General features: G+C 72.1%; 21 protein-coding genes. 7 read left to right on the forward strand and 14 right to left on the reverse strand.

The genetic code is table 11. The features are described from left to right. Positions 1-138: 138 nt before the first annotated feature. A complete protein-coding gene (locus EDF53_RS12650; RefSeq protein ID WP_123293918.1) occupies positions 139-1104 on the reverse strand; it encodes a ferritin-like domain-containing protein in 966 nt (321 codons plus the stop codon). A 248-nt stretch (positions 1105-1352) separates the two neighbouring features. On the opposite strand from EDF53_RS12650, the gene EDF53_RS12655 reads away from it, so the two are divergent. Further along, complete coding sequence (locus EDF53_RS12655) at positions 1353-1880, forward strand: YbhB/YbcL family Raf kinase inhibitor-like protein (protein ID WP_123293919.1); 528 nt, start codon at positions 1353-1355, stop codon at positions 1878-1880. A 69-nt stretch (positions 1881-1949) separates the two neighbouring features. On the opposite strand, the gene EDF53_RS12660 is transcribed toward EDF53_RS12655, so the two are convergent. Continuing rightward, on the reverse strand, positions 1950-4217 hold the full coding sequence (locus EDF53_RS12660; protein WP_123293920.1) for a polyribonucleotide nucleotidyltransferase: 2268 nt from the start codon (positions 4215-4217) through the stop codon (positions 1950-1952). Positions 4218-4498: 281 nt separating this feature from the next. On the opposite strand from EDF53_RS12660, the gene EDF53_RS12665 reads away from it, so the two are divergent. Further along, on the forward strand, positions 4499-5713 hold the full coding sequence (locus EDF53_RS12665) for a lytic transglycosylase domain-containing protein (protein WP_123293921.1): 1215 nt from the start codon (positions 4499-4501) through the stop codon (positions 5711-5713). Positions 5714-5723: 10 nt separating this feature from the next. On the opposite strand, the gene EDF53_RS12670 is transcribed toward EDF53_RS12665, so the two are convergent. From EDF53_RS12670 to EDF53_RS12700, 8 genes are all read right to left on the reverse strand, one after another. Further along, on the reverse strand, positions 5724-5957 hold the full coding sequence (locus EDF53_RS12670) for a ferredoxin (RefSeq protein WP_123293922.1): 234 nt from the start codon (positions 5955-5957) through the stop codon (positions 5724-5726). Then, positions 5954-7270, reverse strand: a complete 1317-nt coding sequence (locus EDF53_RS12675; protein WP_123293923.1) for an NADH-ubiquinone oxidoreductase-F iron-sulfur binding region domain-containing protein — start codon at positions 7268-7270, stop codon at positions 5954-5956. The genes EDF53_RS12670 and EDF53_RS12675 overlap by 4 nt, the downstream gene beginning before the upstream one ends. Further along, positions 7267-7824, reverse strand: coding sequence for a ferric reductase-like transmembrane domain-containing protein (locus EDF53_RS12680; protein ID WP_123293924.1), 558 nt, complete (start codon positions 7822-7824; stop codon positions 7267-7269). The genes EDF53_RS12675 and EDF53_RS12680 overlap by 4 nt, the downstream gene beginning before the upstream one ends. Further along, positions 7824-8783: an FAD:protein FMN transferase gene (locus tag EDF53_RS12685; RefSeq protein ID WP_221181216.1), complete on the reverse strand. Its 960-nt coding sequence runs from the start codon at positions 8781-8783 to the stop codon at positions 7824-7826. The genes EDF53_RS12680 and EDF53_RS12685 overlap by 1 nt, the downstream gene beginning before the upstream one ends. Positions 8784-8785: 2 nt before the next feature. Next, complete coding sequence (locus EDF53_RS19555; protein WP_221181217.1) at positions 8786-9142, reverse strand: hypothetical protein; 357 nt, start codon at positions 9140-9142, stop codon at positions 8786-8788. Between the two features lie 126 nt (positions 9143-9268). Further along, entirely contained in the window at positions 9269-9886 is a 618-nt protein-coding gene (locus EDF53_RS12690; RefSeq protein WP_123293925.1) for a CE1759 family FMN reductase, read from the reverse strand. Between the two features lie 137 nt (positions 9887-10023). Further along, positions 10024-10293, reverse strand: coding sequence for a 30S ribosomal protein S15 (rpsO, locus tag EDF53_RS12695; protein ID WP_070416523.1), 270 nt, complete (start codon positions 10291-10293; stop codon positions 10024-10026). Between the two features lie 102 nt (positions 10294-10395). Further along, positions 10396-10842 (reverse strand): VanZ family protein, encoded by a 447-nt coding sequence (locus EDF53_RS12700; RefSeq protein ID WP_123293926.1) that lies wholly within the window; start codon positions 10840-10842, stop codon positions 10396-10398. 143 nt (positions 10843-10985) lie between these two features. Here EDF53_RS12700 and EDF53_RS12705 point away from each other — a divergent pair, with 143 nt between their 5' ends. The 3 genes from EDF53_RS12705 to EDF53_RS12715 are packed head-to-tail and all read left to right on the forward strand — an operon-like array spanning position 10986 to position 13446. After that, positions 10986-12041, forward strand: coding sequence for a glycoside hydrolase family 6 protein (locus tag EDF53_RS12705; protein ID WP_185021037.1), 1056 nt, complete (start codon positions 10986-10988; stop codon positions 12039-12041). Between the two features lie 41 nt (positions 12042-12082). Beyond that, positions 12083-13132 (forward strand): M4 family metallopeptidase, encoded by a 1050-nt coding sequence (locus EDF53_RS12710; protein ID WP_123293928.1) that lies wholly within the window; start codon positions 12083-12085, stop codon positions 13130-13132. 38 nt (positions 13133-13170) lie between these two features. Beyond that, positions 13171-13446, forward strand: a complete 276-nt coding sequence (locus EDF53_RS12715; protein ID WP_123293929.1) for a protealysin inhibitor emfourin — start codon at positions 13171-13173, stop codon at positions 13444-13446. A gap of 154 nt (positions 13447-13600) precedes the next feature. On the opposite strand, the gene EDF53_RS12720 is transcribed toward EDF53_RS12715, so the two are convergent. The 3 genes from EDF53_RS12720 to EDF53_RS12730 all read right to left on the reverse strand — a co-directional run bounded on the left by EDF53_RS12720 (position 13601) and on the right by EDF53_RS12730 (position 17125). After that, positions 13601-15844 (reverse strand): AAA family ATPase, encoded by a 2244-nt coding sequence (locus EDF53_RS12720; protein ID WP_260215611.1) that lies wholly within the window; start codon positions 15842-15844, stop codon positions 13601-13603. Between the two features lie 73 nt (positions 15845-15917). Then, a complete protein-coding gene (locus EDF53_RS12725; protein WP_123293931.1) occupies positions 15918-16754 on the reverse strand; it encodes an aldo/keto reductase in 837 nt (278 codons plus the stop codon). After that, positions 16754-17125, reverse strand: coding sequence for an FKBP-type peptidyl-prolyl cis-trans isomerase (locus EDF53_RS12730; RefSeq protein ID WP_123293932.1), 372 nt, complete (start codon positions 17123-17125; stop codon positions 16754-16756). The genes EDF53_RS12725 and EDF53_RS12730 overlap by 1 nt, the downstream gene beginning before the upstream one ends. Positions 17126-17194: 69 nt before the next feature. Between EDF53_RS12730 and EDF53_RS12735 the strand changes: the two genes are divergently transcribed. Together EDF53_RS12735 and EDF53_RS12740 are read left to right on the forward strand one after the other, a co-directional pair. Further along, positions 17195-18514 (forward strand): MFS transporter, encoded by a 1320-nt coding sequence (locus EDF53_RS12735; RefSeq protein ID WP_123293933.1) that lies wholly within the window; start codon positions 17195-17197, stop codon positions 18512-18514. A 237-nt stretch (positions 18515-18751) separates the two neighbouring features. Next, positions 18752-19837: a YihY/virulence factor BrkB family protein gene (locus EDF53_RS12740; RefSeq protein ID WP_123293934.1), complete on the forward strand. Its 1086-nt coding sequence runs from the start codon at positions 18752-18754 to the stop codon at positions 19835-19837. A 28-nt stretch (positions 19838-19865) separates the two neighbouring features. Here EDF53_RS12740 and EDF53_RS12745 read toward each other — a convergent pair whose 3' ends face one another. After that, a complete protein-coding gene (locus tag EDF53_RS12745; protein ID WP_123293935.1) occupies positions 19866-21356 on the reverse strand; it encodes an aspartate ammonia-lyase in 1491 nt (496 codons plus the stop codon). Positions 21357-21591: the final 235 nt, after the last annotated feature.

Here is a 21591-nt window from a genome sequence, read left to right on the forward strand (position 1 = left end):
GCGGCACGGACCCGCCGACGTGACGGACATCCGTCGCTTTCGCGACCACGAGCGGACGGGAGGCACGGTGCCAGCTGACACCGTGCCTCCCGTCCGCTCGTGTGGTCGCGCTCACCGCGACCGGTCGCGTCGCGCGGATCAGGCCGGTCCGGTGGCGCTCCCGGGGTTGCCGCTCGAGACGATGGAGCCGTTGACGCCGTCCGGGAAGAACCCGCCCTTGTCGATCTGGTTCGGGTTCAGGAACACCACGTTCAGGACACGCTCCGCGGTGCGGCCGTAGGCGAGCGAGTTCGCGTCCGTCGGCACGAGGTTCACCGCTCCCGACCGGGTCGTCACCCCCTGGTCGTCGTCGGTCGGACCGTCGAGCGAGTCACGGGCGTCGGAGATCTTGTTCGCCGGCACCTGCAACCCCTTGTCCGAGAGCTTCGACCGGATGATCCCGGCGTGGTAGGCCTCGACGGCGAGGATGCCCGCCGCGGCACTGAGGTACGTCTTGCTGGTGATGAGCGGCGCGGCTCCCTTGTAGGCGGTGACCCCGACGTCCTCGAAGATGTACGCCCCGAGCAGGAAGTTCTCCTCGCTGGCGAACGGGTCGAAGGTGCCGGTCGGGCCGACCACACCCGCAGCGCGCGCCGCCGCGGTGAAGCTCGACACGAGGTCGATCTTCGGACGTGAGACCGTCGCACCGCCGAGGGCGGATCGGAGGAACGCCACGTGCGCGCGCTCGTCGTTCGCGATCTCGGTGGCGATGCCGCGGATGGCCGCGGTCTTGAACGGCACCTTCTTGCCACCGATCACCGGCCCCTGCGGGTCGATGCCGGTGATCATGCTGTCGGCGAGGCCCGCGCCGAACACGGCACGCAGGTAGAACTCGGCCTCGAGGTACTCGAGGTTCAGGGCGAAGTTGAGGATGGCGGCGTCGGAGACGGCACCGTCCTCTTCCGGGGTGGCGGCGGCGCGGTCGGTGGTGAGCACCGACGAGCCGAGCGCGGCGATGCCGGCTGAGGCGCCGGCGACGCCGGCGGCTGCGAAGAACCGTCGTCGGTCGAGCGCGTTCTCGGCGCTGCGATCGATGGCGTGGTGGATGAAACGCTTGTCGAACATCGTTGTCCTCATGTCGTGCTGGCAGCACGGGACCCCACCGACGCTGCAGGGAAACGGGTCGGTCGAGCCGCGATCGGCGGGATGGTCGATCGTGCGGCGAAGATACCCCCGAACAGGGGGGTGCCTCCACCGTTCCCGGTCATTCGGCGGAGTTCGGACAGGGCCACCGCACCGGGCGGCCGCGTCGGGCGGTCGCGTCGGGCCGCCGCGTCGGGCGGCCGCCGAGGCGGTGGGTGTTGGCTGGGCGCATGGCCAACGACCCCAACTGGAACCTCCCCGAGGTCCCCTCGTTCACCCTGACCAGCCCCGACTTCACCGACGGCGGCGAGCTGCCGACCTCGGCGCGCGGCACCGACGCGGGAGGCGAGGACCGCTCTCCCGCACTCGAGTGGTCCGGCGCTCCCGAGGGCACGAAGAGCTTCGTGCTCACCGTGTACGACCCCGACGCCCCGACCGGTTCGGGCTTCTGGCACTGGAGCCTGACCGACATCCCGGGCTCGGCGACCTCGCTGCCCGCCGGCGCCGGTACCGACGACGCCCTGCTGCCGGCCGAAGCCCTGCGCCGCCGCAACGAGTTCGGCACCGACACGTTCCTCGGCGCCGCTCCGCCCGCGGGCCACGGCGTGCACCGCTACTACTTCACGCTGAGCGCCCTCGACGTGCCGCTGCTCGAGGCGCCGGCCGACGCGACCCCCGCGGTCGTCGGGTTCGTGCTGCGCGAGCACCTGCTCGGCCGCGCGCAGCTCGTCGGCACGCAGGAGACCCCCGCCGCGTAGGACGACCCCGCAACGACGAACGGCCGCCGCCCCGGAAGGGACGACGGCCGTTCGTGTGCCAGGGGTGGATCAGACGGTGGCGTCCGTCGACTCCTCGCGGGCACCGCTGGAGTCGGTGTCCGACTCCTCGGCGACGACCGGCGCGAGCGACAGCTTGCCGCGGTCGTCCACCTTGGTGACCTCGACCAGGACCTTCTGGCCGACGCCCAGGACGTCCTCGACGTTCTCCACACGCTTGCCACCGGCGAGCTTGCGCACCTCGGAGACGTGGAGCAGACCGTCACGGCCCGGGAGCAGCGACACGAAGGCGCCGAACGTGGCGATCTTCACGACGGTGCCGAGGAACTGGTCCCCGATCTCCGGGTTGGTCGGGTTGGCGATCGCGTTGACCGACGCACGAGCGGCCTCGGCCGACGGTCCGTCGACGGCACCGATGTAGACGGTGCCGTTGTCCTCGATCGAGATGTCGGCACCGGTCTCGTCCTGGATGCCGTTGATCGTCTTGCCCTTCGGGCCGATCAGCTCGCCGATCTTGTCGACGGGGATCTGCACCGAGATGACGCGAGGAGCGGTGTCCGCCATCTCGTCGGGGGCGTCGATCGCCTCGTTCAGCACACCGAGGATGGCCGAGCGGGCCTCCTTGGCCTGCTTCAGCGCCGCGTCGAGCACCGTCGACGGGATGCCGTCGAGCTTGGTGTCGAGCTGGATCGCGGTGACGAACTCCGAGGTACCGGCGACCTTGAAGTCCATGTCGCCGAGTGCGTCTTCCGCACCGAGGATGTCGGTCAGCGCCGCGTAGCGGGTCTGACCGTCGACGGTGTCGGACACCAGGCCCATCGCGATGCCGGCGACCGGGGCCTTGAGGGGCACACCGGCGTTGAGCAGCGAGAGGGTCGAGGCGCAGACGGAACCCATCGAGGTCGAGCCGTTGGAGCTGAGCGCCTCGGAGACCTGACGGATGGCGTACGGGAACTCTTCACGCGTCGGCAGCACCGGCACGAGGGCGCGCTCGGCGAGGAAGCCGTGCCCGATCTCGCGACGCTTCGGCGAACCCACACGGCCGGTCTCACCGGTCGAGTAGGGCGGGAAGTTGTAGTGGTGCAGGTAGCGCTTCTTCGTGACGGGCGACAGCGAGTCGATCTGCTGCTCCATCTTGAGCATGTTCAGCGTGGTGACGCCGAGGATCTGCGTCTCGCCGCGCTGGAAGATCGCCGAACCGTGGACGCGCGGGATCACGGCGACCTCGGCGTCGAGCGGACGGATGTCGGCGAGGCCGCGACCGTCCATGCGGACCTGCTCGGTCAGGATGCGGCCGCGGACGACCTTCTTCGTGACCGACTTGTACGCGGCGCTGACCTGCGAGTTGGCGACGTCGGGCAGTTCGCCCGCCGACACCTTCGCCGCGATGGCCTCCTTGACGCGCGACTTGAGTGCGTCGTCGGCGTCCTGGCGCTCGGTCTTGGCGGCGATCTTGTAGACGTCACCGAGCTCGGAGAGCGCGATGGCCTCGACGGCCGAGTAGACCTCGGGCGCGTACGGCGGGAAGACCGGGTAGTCCTGGATCTCCTTGGCGGACTGCGCGGCGAGCTTCGCCTGGGCGTCGACGAGGGACTTGAGGAACGGCTTGGCCGCCTCGAGACCCTGCGCGACGACGGCCTCGTCGGGCTTGGTGGCGCCGCCCTGGATGAGCTCCCAGCTGTGCTCGGTGGCCTCGGCTTCGACCATCATGATGGCGACGTCCTCGTTGCCCGCCTCGTCGGTGACGACACGGCCGGCGACCGTGAGGTCGAAGACGGCGTCGGCGAGCTGCGATGCCTTCGGGAACGCGACCCACTGTTCGCCGATCAGCGCGAGGCGCACACCGGCGATCGGGCCGGAGAACGGCAGACCGGAGATCTGCGTCGACGCGGACGCGGCGTTGATGGCCAGCGCGTCGTAGAACTCGTCCGGAGCGATGCTCAGGACGGTGATGACGATCTGGACCTCGTTGCGCAGGCCGTCGACGAACGACGGGCGCAGCGGCCGGTCGATGAGTCGGCAGACCAGGATGGCCTCGGTCGACGGGCGGCCTTCGCGGCGGAAGAACGAACCGGGGATCTTGCCGGCGGCGTAGGAGCGCTCCTCGACGTCGACCGTCAGCGGGAAGAAGTCGAATCCTTCACGCGGGTGCTTGCCGGCGCTGGTGGCCGAGAGGAGCATCGTTTCCTCGTCGAGGTACGCGGCGACCGCGCCCTGCGCCTGCTGTGCGAGCCGACCGGTCTCGAACCGGACGGTGCGCTTGCCGTACTTGCCGTTGTCGATGACGGCTTCGGCGAACTTGATCTCGGGACCCTCCAAAAGGGTGCCTCCTTGATGTGTGTTCGGCAGGCCGTGGCGACGGCACTCGATGGTGCGTGCGCGCCGATCGTTCCGGACGCATGTCTGGCCAGCAGTAGAAGCACTCGGGAAACCGTTCCGGCCCGCGAGCCACCACCGATGACCAGCTCCGTGCCCGGCCTGCGCAGTGTTGTGTCGAACATCCGGGGAAACGGTCCTCGGACACGATGGACTTTACCAGTCCACAGGGAATCGGCGGCGCGGCTCGCTGACGGCCGGGCGAGCCTCGGTAACCTGCTGCCATGCGTCTCACCCCCTCGCGGGGCGTGCTCGTCGCGGCCGCCGTGGTCGTCGGCGCGCTCGTCGCCCCGGTCCTCACCGCTGTCCCGGCGTCCGCGACGGAGTACCCGACCTGGCAGGACGTGCAGCAGGCCAAGGGGAACGAGACCGCCAAGCGCGCCGAGGTCACCAAGGTGCAGGCCGCGCTGCAGTCGGCGCAGGACGAGGCGGCAGTGAAGTCGCAGGCCGCGCTGACGGCCTCGTCGAAGGCGGACGCGGCCGAGGCGGAGCTGGCGGAGGCCACCCAGGCCGCCACGAGCCTCCAGGCCCAGGCGCACCGCGCGTCCGAGACGGCCGAGCGTGCGCAGACACGCGCCGGGCAGCTGGCGGCGAACCTGTACCGCGACGGCAGCACGAACCAGATGACCACCCGGATCGCGACCGCGGGGAACCCCGACCAGCTGCTCTACCAGCTGGGCGCGCTCGACCAGCTGTCGTCCACGTGGTCCGGCGTGATGGACGAGGCGTCCGTCGCGGCCGGAACGGCATCGTCACTGCACGAACAGGCCGAACGGGCCGAGACCGAACGCGCGACGCGTGCGCAGGCGGCCGAGGAACGGTCCGCGGCGGCGAAGTCCGCCGAGGCCGTGGCGAACGCCGCGGTCGAGTCGACCGAGCAACACAGCGACGAGCTGTACGCGCAGCTCGCGTCGCTCCGGGACACCACCGCGAAGCAGGCCGCCGGGTACGAGCTCGGGCAGAAGGTCGCGGCGCAGAAGGCCGAACAGCAGCGCAAGCGTGCGGCGGCCGCCGCGGCACAGGCGGCGGCAGCAGCCTCGGCGAGCGCCGACACCGGTAGCGGCGGGAGCACCAGCGCCGGTGGCGGCGGGGGCACGAGCTACCCGAGCACCGGCGGTGTCGTCGTGGACCCCGCGGCCGCGCAGGCCTACGCGCGGAGCGCCCTGGGCTCGTACGGTTGGGGCGACGACCAGTTCTCCTGCCTGGTGTCGCTGTGGACGCAGGAGTCCGGCTGGCGGGCGAACGCGCTGAACGCCTCGAGCGGCGCCTACGGCATCCCGCAGTCCCTGCCCGCTGACAAGATGTCGGCGGCGGGGGCGGACTGGCGGACGAACGCGAACACGCAGATCAACTGGGGACTCGCCTACATCAAGAGCGCCTACGGGTCGCCGTGCGGTGCGTGGGGCCACGAGATGAGCGTCAACCCGCACTGGTACTGAGCACGACCGCTCACTGCTCCACCATTCGCAGTGCCTGCAGCGGGCACATCGCCACCGCGTCCGCAGCGGCGGCGCGTTCGTCCGGCCGCACCGGCACGTCGCGGGTGCCGCCGCCGTCCCGTGCGATCGGGTAGCCCCACTCGTCGCGCGCCAGCCGCTCGGCGAAGAGTTCGGTGCACAGGCCGCGTCCCCGGCAGCGGGTCCAGTCGACGTGCAGCACGACGGGGCCTGCGGCGGCGGTCATCGGAGTCCACCGACCGAGCCGGACCCCGCCGAGCCGGACCCGGCCGCACCGGGCCCGACCAGGCACGCGCCCCGCAGGTGCGCCTGCACGTCGTCGTGGAACACGTCGAGGGCGCTCCGCACCATCCGCGCGACGCCGTCCGGGTGATGGCAGGCCCCGCGTCCGTCGACCAGGGCAGCGATCCGCCGGACCTCGCCGGCCAGGTCGCCCGCCCGACGCCCGGAGGCCAGGTCGGCGACCACGTCGGCGATCCGCGGCAACCCGTTCACGCACGGCCCGCAGCGGCCGGCGGACGCCCCGGCGAGCGCCGCGGCGAGGCCTGCGGTGACCCCGACCGGGCAGGTCCGGTCGTCGAGCACGGCCAGCACGCCCGCCCCGGGCGCCGCACCCCACGGTGCGAGCCCGTCGACGTCGAAGGGCGCGTCGAGCGCTGCGGCCGGCACCCAGGTGCCGCCCCACCCGCCGAGCAGGACGCCTCGCGTCCGTCGCGGGTCGGCCGCCGGCAGCCGGGAGGCCCCCAGCAGCTGCCCGAGCGGCACACCCCCGGCGGTCTCCAGCACCACGGCACCGCCCGGGTCGGTCACGTCGCTGACCGTCACGAGACGGGTGCCGGGAGCACTCGCGCTGCCGACGCTCCGCGCCCACGCCGCCCCGTACCGTGCGACGAGTGCCGCCTGGGCCAGGGTCTCGACGTTCGACACGAGGGTCGCGCGACCGCTCGGGCCACGGTCGGCGAGCCGCACGACGCGGTCCTCCGGCAGTCCTCGTCCACCGGAGACGGCCGAGGCGAGCGCCGTGGCCTGCCCGGCGACGAAGCTGGTGTGGGGCAGCGCGCGGACCTCGATGGCGACCGGGTCGGTGCCGGTGCCGCGCCGGCCGTCGGTGCGTTCGGCGAGTGCCTGCCGGACCCGTTCGGCGAGCCGCGCGCTCGTGGCTACCACGGCCTCGGTCGCACCGATCGCGAGCGCCGCGACGACGATGCCGTCGAGCACCAGGTGTGGTGCGCGTTCGAGCAGGACGGCATCCTTGCGACTGGCGGGTTCCCCCTCGGCACCGTTGGCGATGACGATCGGGGCACCGCGGCCTCCGCGCCGGGTCCGGCCCGCCACGGCGTCGAGCTTGCGGGCGAGCGGGAACCCGGCTCCGCCGCGGCCGTCGACCCCGGCGAGACCGATCTCGTCGATGATCCCGGGTCCCACGTGCGGCAGCGGCCCGTGCGTGCCGTGGTGGGCGTCGAGTCCAGGGCTGGGGGCGGCGAGGAGCCGCCGCGTGCCGGTCGGTGGTGGCACGGTGAGCGGGTGTGCCAGGGTCATCTGAGGGCCTCCTTCGGGGTCGGACGGAACGCGGTGACGCCGGCCGTGCAGCGCCAGGCCACGGCGGCGAGGACGGCGGCGGTGCAGACCCCGGCGACCACCAGGAACCAGGCGGACGTGCCGTCGGTCCCGGTGCCGATCGCGTGCGCCATCGCGATCGGCCACATGGCGTAGGCAGCCCAGTGCACGGCGCGGAACACCCGCGGTCCGATCACCCGGCGGAGCATCCCCGTGACGACGAGCACCACGAGCAGGTCGACCGCCAGGGTGCCGAGCCCGAGCCAGAACCAGCGGTACGCACCGACGAACGGCACGACGGCGTCCAGCAGGCGCAGTTCGGCCTCGGTGTCGAGCAGCAGCGTCACCACGTGCACGGCCACGAACACAGTGGACGCCAGGGCGACGTCCCGGTGCACGAGCTGCACGCCGAACCGCGGCAGGCCGGGGAGCGGTCGTCCGCCGCGGGTCACGATGCCGAGCAGGACCGTCAGGGTCAGGAGCACGACGGCGGCGACGCCCGTGCCGCGGCCGACCACCCAGAGCGCGGTGTCCATCAGGCGGCGTCCGCCCCGTCGAAGGTGACGGTGACGGCACCGTCGGCAGCCTGGTCCTCCGGCCAGCCGCCGAGCCGCAGCACGGAGCCGTCGGCCGCGACGAGCCGGGCTGCACGGCCGCTCTGCCGGAGCCAGTCCACCGCGCCGTGCCCCCGGACGACGGCGGCGGTGGTCATCGTGTTGGCGGTGGTGCACGAGGGGGCGACGACCGTCACCGACCGCCACACCGGGTCGGCGGGCAGGCCCCACCGCGGATCGAGGATGTGGTGCCGCGCGGTCCCGTCCTGCTCCCAGCGGCGCTTCTGCGTGCTCGAGGTCGCGACGGACCACCCGGAGGCGATGCGGACGTGGTCGACGGGGTCGTCCGCCAGGTCCTGCACGCGCACCTGCCAGCCGCCGGAGGGGTCGGGGCCGGCCGTGGCGACGTCCCCGCCGAGCGAGACGAGGGCACCGACGCCGAGCCGCGCGGTGATGCTCGCGGCCGCCATGTCCGCGGCGGCGGCCTTCGCCGTGGCACCGAGGTCGAGCGTGACGCCCTCGGGCACCCGCAGGAACGTGCCGGACAGCAGGATCCGCTGCCACGCCGGGCGGTCGTCGAGCGATCGGGCCACGGCGTCGGGTGACGGGACCGGTGGCGCGTCGGCGAACGCGGCGTCGTACCCGAGGGACACCATCCGTCGGCCGAGCGTCGGGTCGACGTCCCCGTCGGACAGCCGTGCGGCGTCGACGGCCTGGTGCACGAGCGTCGCCAGCAACGGCGAGACCTCGGTGCCGCGCACCAGGTCGTCGGCGCGGGACAGGAGCTCGGAGTCGTCGCGGAACCGGCTGCACGCGGCGTCGACGGCGGCCGTGACCTCGCGGGCGCAGGACTCCGCGGCGGCGAGGTGGCGGCGGTCGCGGTGGTCGAGGACGACCCGGGCGGTGGTGGTCCAGAGGTCCCACTCTGCGGCGGCGCGCACGGTCACGATCCCGTCGTCGTCGTGTCGGACGACCCACCGGTGGTGCCCTGCGAGACGCCGGTGTCGCTGCTGCTCGTGCCGCTGTCGGTCGACGAGTCGGTCGACGAGTCGGTCGACGTGTCGTTCGACGACGAGGAGGACGAGGACCCGGAGTCGGTGGTGGCGTCGCTCGACGTCCCGGTACCCGAACCGGAGTCCGTCGTCGTGCTCGTGCTCGTGGACGTGTCGGTCGTCGTACTGGCCTGCTCGTGCCCGAACCACAGCCCCGCACCCGTGACCGTCGCGACCGCGAGTCCGCCCAGGCTCACGAGCGCACTCGTGACCCGCGCGGATCGCTTGCCGTTGCCTCTGGTGTCCATCGGTCCTCCTCGTCGTCATGACGAGGCTCCCGAGCCCACCGATGAGCGAGCCGCCAGCCGGCCGCACTCCGACCCCACGAACCCTGTGGTCCGCCTAAGAGCGCGCCGCGGGGTCAGCGGTCCGGGTCAGTGACCGAGGCCGCCGAGCAAGCTCGCGAAGTCCACGGTCGCGGGGAGCGCGTCGGCTTCCTGCGGGGCCCGCCGGGAGGCCCGGATCGCCCATGCCAGGTCCGCTCCGGCCCGGCGGATGCGTCCGTCCAGGGCCGCGGCGTCGCCGTCGCTCCCCCAGTCGTCGGTCGCGGCGAACACGCCGGTCGGCACCACCGCTGCGCGGAGGTACGCGAAGACCGGACGCAGGGCGTGGTCGATGGCGAGCGAGTGCCGCGAGGTCCCGCCCGTGGCGCCGAGCAGGACGGGCAGGTCGGCGAGCGCGTCCTTGTCGAGGACGTCGAGGAACGACTTCGCGAGACCGCTCACGCCGGCCGTGAAGATCGGCGTGACGAAGACGACGGCGTCGGCCTCGACCACTGCAGCCATGGCGGCGGACAGCGCGGGCGCCGCGAAGCCGGTGAGCATCGCGTCGGTGATCTCGTGTGCGAGCGGACGGAGCTCGACGTGCAGGACGTGCGCGGGCGTGCCCTCGGCGACGAGCGCGGCGACGGCGGCCTCGCCCAGGCGGTCGGCGAGCAGGCGGGTGGAGCTGGGCTCGGAGAGTCCGGCGGAGACGACGGCGATGGTGGTCATGGTGGTTCCCGACTTTCGATGCGTTTGCATGAACATCGTACCGAACCGTGCGCCGCGCGCAACCATTCCCGGGAACGGAGAACGCCCCGGTCCTCGCGAGGAGGACCGGGGCGTTCAGTCAAGCCGTGAGGCGTCGACTAGCGGCGCAGGCCGAGGCGCTCGATGAGCGCACGGTAGCGGGCGATGTCGACGTCGGAGAGGTAACCGAGGAGACGGCGACGCTGACCGACCATGAGCAGCAGACCACGACGCGAGTGGTGGTCGTGCTTGTGCTCCTTGAGGTGCTCGTTCAGGTCGTTGATACGACGCGTCAGAACGGCGACCTGGACCTCGGGGGAACCGGTGTCGCCCGGGTGGGTCGCGTACTCTTCGATGATCTCCTGCTTGACCTTCGCGTCAAGTGCCATGCGTAGATCCCCTTTCAGTCCGTTGCGCGGTGCCCGTGCCTGATGCACGAGCGCTCTTTGTCCGCGGCCGTTCGACGGCAACCGCGCAAGACTACCAGAGTCCTAGGCGGTCCTGGCGCGCAGGCGACGACGACGGGGCGCCGGCAGCAGACTGCGGACGAGTCCGACGAGCGTCGCGCCGAGCAGTCCACCGAGGCCGTTCGACAGCACGTCGCGGGGGTCGGCGACGCGGTAGGGCAGGTAGGTGGCCTGCGCGAACTCGATGCCGGTCGACAGGGCGACCGCGACCAGGGCCCCGAGGATCCACCAGCGCCGCGGCAGCCAGAGTGCGGCGAGCATGCCGACCGGCACGAACATCGCGATGTTGGCCAGGAACTCGGTGCGCTCGTACGTGAACCAGGTGCCGTGCGGCAGCTGCTGCACCCAGGCGATCGCGTGCAGCACGAACGAGTTCTGTGCCGAGGTGAAGACCTGCGGGGTCAGCGTCATCCGCCAGATCACCCAGGCGTACGCCGCGGTCACGGCGAGGAGGAGGAGTCGACGGAACATCCCGGTATTCTGCAACACCGTCCTGCGGGGTCGCTGGAGCGCTCCTGGCAGAAGCCGTCGGCCGACCTGAACGAACACCCCGGGGTCCTGGTCAGGACTCCCCCGCACCTGTCAGCATGGGTGCGAACAGGGAGGACCGCCGGATGCCGGAGCACCAGGGGAAGCGTGCGTCCGCGCGACGTCAGTGGCTGTGGATCGCGGCCGCGGTCGTCGGTGTCGCGGCGGTCGTGACGACGCTCGTGGTCGTCGTGCCGCACGGCAGTGGGCCGGATGCCGACCCGACGGCGAGCGGACGGGACGTCGTGACGCGGAAGACCGCGGAGCAGGCGTTCCCCGGCGGCCTCGCGCACCAACCGTCGGACGTGAACCAGCCGGGCATCCGCGAGCGCCAGGCCCGCGCCGCCGGACACGACGACACCGCGGCGCAGATCGCCCGCATCGCCGACCAGCCGATCGCGACCTGGCTCACGAACACCTCGCGGTCCGAGACGCGCACGACGATCCGCACCGTCGTCCGGAACGCCGAGCAGCAGCGGGCCACCCCGGTGTTCGTGCTGTACACCGTGCCGGACCGCGACTGCGGCAGCTACTCGAAGGGCGGCACCACCGACGACGCGTACCTGCCGTGGGTCCGGTCCGCCGTCCGCGCGATGGCTGGCTCGAAGGCCGTCGTGCTCGTCGAGCCGGACGCGATCGCGCAGATCCAGAACTGCGAGCGCCTCCGCGACTCCCGACTCCCGCTGCTCCGCAATGCCGTGGACGCGCTGACCGGGCACGGACTGACGGTGTACCTCGACGGCGGCAACGAGAACCGTGTCCCGACTGCGACGATGGCCGACTGGCTGCGGCAGGCGGGTGTGGACGAGGTGCAGGGCTTCTTCACGAACGTGTCGAACTTCTACCGCGTCGACCAGGAACGCGCCTACGCCGACGAACTCGCCGACGCGATCGGTGGGGATCCGCACTTCGTCATCGACGTCTCCCGGAACGGTCAGGGCTGGCGGGGGACGTGGTGCAACCCCGAGGGTGCGGGTCTCGGCCAGGCCCCGCACGTGACCGGCGGATCGAGCCGGCTCGACGCCCTGCTGTGGGTGAAGACCCCTGGTCTCAGCGACGGCACGTGCAACGGCGGACCGGCCGCCGGACAGTGGTGGGAGTCCTACGCGCTCGGTCTCGTCGAGAACCGCAAGCGCGACTGACCCGCGGCCGGGGTGTCGGTGCCCGGTGGTTGCATGAGCGCATGACCCCGACCGACAGCCGGCGCTCCGTCGTCCCGCCCTACCTGCTCCACGCCGTGGCCCAGGCGGCCGAGTTCCCCCGGGCGGCGTCTGCCGCGCGCACCGCACTGGCGTCGCTCGAGCTCGTGCAGAGCCCGAAGCACCAGCACCTGGTCGCCCCGCGCCGTGTCAGCGGCACGGTCGACCGGTCGCCCCAGCGCACGATCGCCGACGCCCGCGGCACGACGACCCTGCCCGGCACGGTGGTCCGGAGCGAGGGCGCCCCCGACACCGGCGACGCGGCCGTCGACGAGGCGTACGCGGGCCTCGGTGCGACCCACGCCTTCTGGCTCGACGTCTTCGGCCGGGTGTCGATCGACGGTGCCGGACTCCCCCTCGACGCCACGGTCCACTTCGGGCAGGACTACGACAACGCCTACTGGGACGGCAGCCGGATGGTGTTCGGCGACGGCGACGACGAGGTCTTCCGGCGCTTCACCATCGCGCTCGACGTCATCGGGCACGAACTGGCGCACGGCGTCACGCAGTACACCGCCGACCTGACCTACCAGGGGCAGTCCGGGGCGCTCAACGAGTCGATCAGCGACGTGTTCGGCTCACTCGTCGCCCAGTACGCGGCCGGGCAGACCGCCGAGCAGGCGAGCTGGCTCATCGGCCAGGGGCTCTTCACCGATGCCGTGCACGGCGATGCCCTGCGCTCGATGCGGGCCCCGGGTACCGCCTACGACGACCCGGTGCTCGGCAAGGACCCGCAGCCCGCGACGATGGCCGACTTCGTCGTGACGACCGACGACGCCGGTGGGGTGCACACGAACTCCGGCATCCCGAACCACGCGTTCTTCCTGGCGGCGACCGCGATCGGCGGGTACGCCTGGCAGGGCGCCGGTGCCGTGTGGTGGGACGCCCTGACCTCGGACGCCGTCACCGCCTCGATCGACTTCGCCGGGTTCGCCGCCGTGACGATCGACGCCGCTGGGTCCCGGTTCGGCGCCGGTTCCGCGGAGCACACCGCGGTGCAGGATGCCTGGCGGACGGTGGGCGTCCTCGACTGAGACGATCGAGCGCCACGCACCGGCGTACGGTCGGGAGCATGCGCATCGAGGTCCGTCGTTCCGGGGGCTTCGCCGGTACCACGCGGCACTGGCGGGTCGACACCGACACGAGCGCCGACCCCGCGGCGTGGTCCGATGTCGTCGACGCGCTCCCCCGGACCCCCGCGACGGCGACGGCCGGGCCGCCGGTCCCCGACGACTTCACGTGGACGATCACCGTCGAGCGCACGACCGTGACGATCCCGGGTCGCCGCCTCGACGGCGCGTGGGCCGACCTCGTCGCGCGCGTCCGCTCTGCAGGCGACCAGTCCTGAGACGGCAGGCCCGTGCCGGAGCCACCACGGGCCTCCCGTCCGCCCCGCGCCGGCCGGACCGCCGCGGATCGTGAGCAGGAATGGTCGCCTCCGCGCGGCGAACTCGACCATTTCTGCTCACGAAGTGGCCGCGCGCGATGCGAGGAGCGTCCCCTCAGTCGACGTCGATGACCGTCAGGCGCCGCGTCGGACGGGTCATCGCGACGTAGACCGCGGCCGCCGGGCGCGCAGCGTCGGCGCCGACCAGGTCGGGGTCGACGAGCAGCACGCCGTCGAACTCGAGGCCCTTGGCGTCCGCGCCCGTCAGCACCGTGAGCGACCCGGCGTGCGGCGAGGCCAGCCCGCGCACGTCGGCCTCGGTGCGCGTGAGCCGCTGCCGAACGGCGTCGACCTCGGACTCCGGGACGATCACGCCGATGGTGCCGGCACCGATCCGCGACCGTTCGGCGTCGGCGACCGACACGACCGTGTCGAGCAGGTCGGCGCGGGCGACGCGGACGCGCTCGACGGGGTCGCCGTCGCGCACGGCCTCGTTGCGGGTGACGGTCAGGCCGGCACCGTCGGCGAACACGCCGGCGGCCTCGACGATCGACCGCGGGGTGCGGTAGTTCACGGTGAGCTGCTCGATGCGGTGGTCGAGCGGCACGAGCGGTGCCCGCCCACGGCGTCGGCGGGCGAGCGCGCCGAGCACGTCGTCCCAGGTGCGCGCGGCCCCGGGCGAGGAGCCCTGCGCCATGTCGCCGACGATCGTGAAGGAGCGCAGCGGGTTGCGGCGGGCGAGCACGCGCCACTGCATCGGCGAGAGCTCCTGCGCCTCGTCGACCACGATGTGCCCGTAGGTCCACTCGCGGTCGTCGGCGGCGCGCTCCGCGGTCGAGCGGGGGTCGCCGCCCTCGGCGAACGAGCCGGCGACCTGTTCGGCGGTGACGATGCCCTCGACGCCCATGTTCTCGATCGCCTGACGGGCGTTCTCGATGTCACGGTTCCGGCTGGCCTTCGCCGCGCGCTTGGCGGCGCCGCCGGTCGGGTCGAACGGGCCGAGCAGTTCGGCTGCCTCGTCGAGCAGGGGGACGTCCTCGACCGTCCAGGCAGCACCGCGTGCGCGCTGCAGCAGGGCACGGCGTTCCGGGGTCCAGTCCGGGGTCAGCGAGGCGAGCCAGTTCGGACGGGCGTACAGGTCCTCGAGGAACTTCTCCGGGGGCAGCGGCAGCCACGCGGTGTTGAGCAGCACCCGGGCGTCGTAGGAGCTCCGGATGTCCTCGCGCAGGACCTTCTCGTCGGCCTCGTCCACCGTCGTGCCGCGCTCGCGCAGCTGTTCGGCGAGCAGCCGGGTCATCGCGTCGAGCGCGAGCTTGTTGAACGTCACGCGCGCGGCGTTGTGGGGCTTGCCGCGGTCCTGGGCACGTTTCATGGCGTCGGCCACGAGCTGCGGCGTCACGACGAGCCGCTCGCCCTCGACGTCGAGCGTGACCGACTCGGTCGGCACCACCTGGCGGGAGCGCACGGCGCGGCGCAGGAGTGCGGCCGTCTGCGCGGAGCCCTTCACGGCGGCGACGTCGCGGGGGTCGTGCGTCGTCGCGTGCACCCCCGGGTAGAGCGAACCGAGCGAGGCCATCACGACGCCGGTCTCACCGAGCGACGGCAGGACCTGCTCGATGTAGGTCAGGAACGCCGGCGACGGGCCGACCATCAGGACGCCGGAGCCCCGCAGCCGCTCGCGGTACGAGTACAGCAGGTACGCGGCACGGTGCAGTGCCACGGCGGTCTTGCCGGTGCCGGGGCCGCCCTGCACGATCAGGACGCCCTCGAGCGGGGAGCGGATGATGCGGTCCTGCTCGCCCTGGATGGTGGCGACGATGTCGGTCATCCGGCCGGTGCGCTCGGCGGTCACCGCGGCCAGCAGCGCCCCCTCGCCCTGCAGGTGGGTGCGCTCGTCGTCGTAGAGCGAGGCGTCGAACACCTCGTCCTCGACGCCGACGACCCGGCGGCCCTCGAGCGACAGGTGACGACGCGAGCGCATGCCCATCGGGTGCGCCGCGGTGGCCTGGTAGAACGCGCTGGCACCGGGCACACGCCAGTCGAGCAGCAGCGGGCGGTGGTCGGCGTCGCGGAGCCCCACCCGGCCGATGTAGCGGAAGGCGTCCTCGGAGCTGTCGGGCTCGGAGACCTCGAGCCGGCCGAAGACCAGACGGTCCCCCACGCGCTCGAGCGTCGCCACGGTGTCTTCGTAGAGTCGGGCGTACGCGTCGCGCTCGCTGCGGCTCTGGTGGTTCCCGCCGACCGCCTGACGACGGGTCTCGGCGAGACGCTGCTCGGCCTCGGCGGTCAGCTCGTCGAGACGGCGGAAGAGGCCGTCCACGTAGCCGCGCTCGCGGTCGATCTCGGTCGGTTCGGACACACGCAACCCTTCGGGAAGAGGGGAATCCAGTGTACTGCCCGCTGGAGGCCCGCAGTTCCCGAAGGGTCGTCGGTCACATCTCTTCGTGCGTGTCCGGGTCTGCGTCCCAGAGCCGGCCGCGCTCGAGGCCGGAGATGGCCTGCACCTCGGCGTCGGTCAGCTCGAAGCCGAACACGTCGAGGTTCTCGCGCTGCCGGGTGGCGTCCGCCGACTTCGGTACCGGCACGGCACCGAGCTGGACGTGCCACCGCAGGACGACCTGGCCGGGGGTCAGACCGTGGGCCGCTGCGGCGTCGGTGATCGGCTGCTCGGTGAGGAGCTCCGACCGGACGGCGAGCGGGCTCCAGCTCTCGGTCACGATGCCGAGCTCCTGGTGCACCTTCCGCAGTTCGGCCTGCGGGAAGTACGGGTGCAGCTCGACCTGGTTCACGGCCGGTGCGACACCGGTCGCGTCGATGATGCGACGCAGGTGCTCCGGGGTGAAGTTCGAGACACCGATCGAGCGGACCTTGCCGCTGTCGCGCAGGTCGACGAACGCCTTCCACGTGTCGACGAACTTGTCCACCGACGGGTTCGGCCAGTGGATCAGGTACAGGTCGACGTGGTCGAGTCCGAGGTTGCCCAGGGTCTCGTCGATCGAGCGGTGCGCCTCGTCGTAGCCGTGGTGGCGGCCGGGGAGCTTCGACGTGACGACGAGGTCCTCGCGTGCCACGTCGGACTCGCGGACGGCGCGGCCGACGGCATCTTCGTTGCCGTAGTTCAGCGCCGTGTCGAGCAGCCGGTAGCCGCTGGCGATCGCGGTGCCGACCGCGGCCGCACCCTCGTCGCCGTTCAGGCCGTAGGTGCCGAGGCCGAGCTCCGGGAACCGGTGGCCGTCGTTCAGCTCGATGGTCGGGGCACCGACCTGCATCAGCGCACCCCGAGCAGGTCGATCACGAAGATCAGGGTCTTGCCGGACAGGAAGTGGCCGCCACCGGCGGGACCGTAGGCGAGCTCCGGCGGGACGACGAGCTTGCGGCGACCGCCGACCTTCATGCCGGGGATGCCCTCCTGCCAACCGCGCACGAGCGCCGCGAGGGGGAAGTCGATGGGCTCACCGCGGTTCCACGAGCTGTCGAACTCCTCGCCGGTCTCGTACTCGACGCCGGCGTAGTGCACCTTGACGGTCGAGCCGGCGGACGCTTCCTCGCCGGAGCCCTCGACGATGTCGGTGATGACGAGATCGGTGGGGGCAGGGCCCTCGGGCGCGTCGAACTCGGGCTTGCTGTTGAGGTCAGTCATGCGATCCAGTCAACCAGAGCGCGGCAACGGCAGACGCAACGGCCACCCAGGCCGCAGAATGGTTCCACCGTGACACGACCCACTCCCGCACCGCCGCGCCGCCGCCTGCTCGCCGACCTCACCCCGCTCCGCCGATCCCCCGCCTTCGCCCGGCTCTGGGCGGGCACCGCGATCGCCGGCATCGGCACGCAGATGACCACGGTGGCGGTCGGGCTCGAGGTGTACGAGATCACGCACTCCACCTTCGCGGTGGCGCTCGTGGGGGTCATCGCCCTGCTGCCGATGGTGGTCGCCGGCCTGTACGGCGGCATGCTCGCCGACGCCTTCGACCGGCGCACCGTCGCACTCGTGTCGTCGATCATCGCCTGGGTCGCGGTCGCCCTCATCGCCACCCACTCGTGGCTCGGACTGCACAGCGTCCCACTGCTCTACGTCCTGGCGACCGTGAACGCCGTCGCGGCGACCGTGAGCAACGCCTCGCGCTCGGCGATCGTCCCGCGACTCGTCGGCACCGACCTGCTGCCCGCGGCGAGCGCCCTGGGCGGGATCGCCTCCGGGTTCCAGGTCACCGTCGGACCGGCCGTCGCCGGCGTCCTGATCGCGAGCGTCGGGTTCGCGCCGACCTACACGATCGACGTCGTCCTGTTCACCTTCGCGTTCCTCGGGGTGTTCACGCTGCCGCGGATGGCGGCCGACCACGGTGCCCTCCGCCCGGGGCTGAGCTCCCTGGTCGAGGGCGCCCGGTTCCTGCGGAGGTCGCGCAACATCACCATGACGTTCGTGCTCGACATCGTCGCGATGACGTTCGGTCAGCCCCGCGTCCTGTTCCCCGCGATCGGGGCGCTCGTGATCGGCGGCGGATCGATCACCGTGGGCACCCTCACGGCCGCCTACGCGATCGGCGCGCTGCTGTCGAGTGTCTTCTCCGGGCCGCTCGGGCACGTGCGCCGCCAGGGCGAGGCGGTCGGCTGGGCCATCACCGCGTACGGCGCAGCGATCGCGGCGTTCGGCGTCGTCATCGCGCTCGCGCACGTGCTCGGCGGACGCTCGGGCGAGTCGTTCTCGGTCGGGATCCTGCCCGCGCTCGGGTTGGCGGCGCTGTTCCTGGCGGCGGCCGGCGGTGCGGACAACGTCAGCTCGGTGTTCCGGAACACGATCCTGCAAGCGGCGTCGCCGGACGGCATGCGCGGCCGGCTGCAGGGCATCTTCATCGTGGTCGTCACGGGAGGCCCGCGGCTCGGCGACCTCTACGCGGGCCTGGTCGTCGCGGCCGGCATCGCGTACCCGCCGATCATCGGTGGCGTGCTCATCGTGGCGCTCGTCGCGCTGCTCCTCCGCCTCGTCCCTTCCTTCCGCCGCTACGACGCCCTGCACCCCCACGCCAACTGACCGGCGAGCGGCCGCAGGCCCTCCCGCGAAAGCGACAGATCTGCGCGAACCTTCCGCGGACGTCTGTCGCTTTCGCGAGACGGACGGCAGACCGTGGCGGGATCGTGTCGCTCTGACGGGGTCGACGCGACCAGGGGCGGACGGGAGGCGCGGGGCGGGCCCGCCACGGGCCTCCCGTCCGCACCGCGGCGCGACCACGGCACGGCGTGACGTCACGTGTCGGGTACCGTACAACGCATGCCGGACAGCGCATCGCGCGACCTCCAGCGGACGGGAGTCCGCGCCGTCGTCCGGCGCACCTACCACTCGGTCATCCGGCACCGCGTCGTCGACGCGGCCGCGTCACTGACGTTCTTCGCGCTCCTGACCGTGTTCCCCACCGCGCTGACCGTGGTCTCCGCACTGTCGATCGTCGACCGCAAGGGCGACAGCCTGGCCGACATCATCGGTGTGCTCGGGTTCATCCTGCGCCCGGAGACGGCACAGCACCTCGAGACCCCGCTGCGTCAGCTGCTGACCCTCGACAACCCGTGGCTCGGCTTCGCGACCGGCGTCGTGCTGACACTGTGGTCGCTGTCCGGGTACGCGACGGCGTTCGGGCGGGCGATGAACACCTCGTACGAGGTCGAGGAGGGGCGGCGGATCTGGAAGTTCCGCAGCATGATGCTCCTCGTCACCCTGCTCGTGATGGCGGGCGGGGCGATCGCGATCGTGATCCTGCTCGGCACCCCGACGATCTCGGCGGCGATCGTCGCGTCGTTCGGCTGGGCGCCGTGGATCGACGACGTGTGGAACGTCGTGAAGTGGCCCGTGCTCGCCGCCGACCTCGTCGTGATGGTCGCGGTCCTGTACTACGCGACCCCGAACGTGAAGACGCCGCAGCTGCGCTGGGTGTCCGCCGGTGCCGCGTTCGCCATCGTCACCTGGGCGCTCGCGACCCTCGGCTTCGCCGTCTACGTCGAGACGATCGGCGGCGGGAACCGTGCGTACGGGTGGCTCGGCGGCGGGATCCTGCTGCTCGTCTACCTGTACATCTCGAACTTCGTGCTCGTGGTCGGCGGTGAGCTCGACTCCGAGGTGATCCGGATGCGGCAGCTCCTGGCCGGCATCGAGGCCGACGAGTCGATCCGGTTGCCGCTGCGCGACGTCACGCGCAACTTCACGCTCGCCCGCTGGCGGGACGCCGACATCGCCGCGGCGCGGAACGTCCGGACCACCGCGGCCCAGGTCGCCGCCGACGAGGACGCCGAGCCGACCCCGGAGCAGGAACACCTGCGCGACGTGGCCCAGCAGGTGCGCGTCGGCGAGGCGCCGATGCCCTGAGGTGGTTGCGCTGGTCGCGCTGGTTGCGTTAGCGCTCGCGCGCCGCTCGGTCCAGCATCTCCTCGGTGACCACCGGGATCGCACCGGTCGCGAGCTCGATGCCGGACAGCCGCGCCGGGCTCAGCACGCGCTGCACCTGGTCCTCGTCCATCAGGCCGGCGGCCACGACGAGCGTCGAGATCGGCGTCGACGTGGTCAGTGCCGTGTGCGCGATCGACGCCGCAGCCGCGTAGCCGATGTACGGGGTCAGGGCCGTGACCACCCCGACGTTCGTGTCGACCTGCGCCGCGAGCTTCGCCTCGTTCGCCTCGATGCCCGTCACGCAGTGCTCGCGCAACGTCGCGCAGCCCCGTGACATCCACTGCAGCGACTGCAGGATCGAGTGCGCGATGATCGGCTCGAACGCGTTGAGCTGGAGCTGTCCGCCCTCGGCCGCCATCGTCACGGTCGTGTCGGCGCCGACCACGGCGAACGCGATCTGGTTCACGACCTCGGGGATCACCGGGTTCACCTTGCCCGGCATGATCGACGAGCCCGCCTGGCGCGCCGGCAGGGTGATCTCGCCGAGACCAGCCTGCGGCCCCGACGCGAGCAGCCGCAGGTCGTTGCAGATCTTCGAGAGCTTCGCGGCACTGCGCTTCACCGTGCCGGACAGCGTCATGAAGGCGCCGGCGTCACTCGTCGCCTCGATCAGGTCCGGTGCCGTCACGACGTCGATGCCGCTGGCGTCCTGCAGCTGCCGGCGGACCTCGTCGCGGTAGAGCGGGTCCGCGGTGATCCCGGTGCCGATCGCCGTCGCACCGAGGTTCATCTCGGCCAGCAGCGGCAGGACCTTGCGGAGCAGGTCGGCGTCCTCCTGGATCGTGTGCGAGAAGCCGGTGAACTCCTGCCCGAGGGTCATCGGCACGGCGTCCTGCAGCTGCGTCCGGCCGACCTTGAGCACGTCGGAGAACGCGTTCCCCCGCTCGGCGAACGCCGCGGAGAGCTGCTCGAGCTGCTCGATGAGTCGCCGGGCGGAGAAGATCATCGCGATCTTGATGCTCGTCGGGTAGGTGTCGTTCGTCGACTGGCTGCGGTTCACGTGGTCGATCGGGTGCAGGTACCCGTAGTCGCCCCGCTCGCGGCCGAGGAGCTCGAGGGCCCGGTTCGCCAGGACCTCGTTCGTGTTCATGTTCGTGCTCGTACCGGCACCGCCCTGCACGATGTCGACGACGAACTGCTCACGCAGGGCGCCGTCCCGCACCTCCTGCGCAGCACGGTCGATGGCGTCGGCACGCTCGTCGTCGAGGACCCCGATCGCCCGGTTCGCCCGCGCAGCCGCCTGCTTCACGGTGGCGAGTGCCTCGATGAGGTCCGGGTACACCGAGATCGGCACCGACGTGATCGGGAAGTTCTCCAGGGCCCGCAGGGTGTTGATGCCCCAGTACGCGTCGATCGGGACCTCGCGCGACCCCAGCGAGTCGCTCTCGGTACGGGTCTGCGCCCCGGTGGGGGCCTGTGCTGCTTCGTTGCCGGTCACACGTCGAGGCTAGCCCAGTCCGTCCGGCCGGTCCGGGAGCCGGGCGGGAGCGCGCCCATGGTGAGCAGGAATGGTCGGGTCGCCGGAACGCACTCGACCATTTCTGCTCACGAAGCGCGCGTCGCGTCAGCGCCGCCCACACCCAGCCAGACGGGAGGCACGGTGCCAGGCCGCCACGGGCCTCCCGTCCGGTGGACGCGAGCGATCGCGTGCCCGTGGATGGTGAGCAGGAATG

Origin of the sequence: Curtobacterium sp. PhB78, from assembly GCF_003751685.1 — a bacterium.
Lineage (GTDB): Bacteria > Actinomycetota > Actinomycetes > Actinomycetales > Microbacteriaceae > Curtobacterium.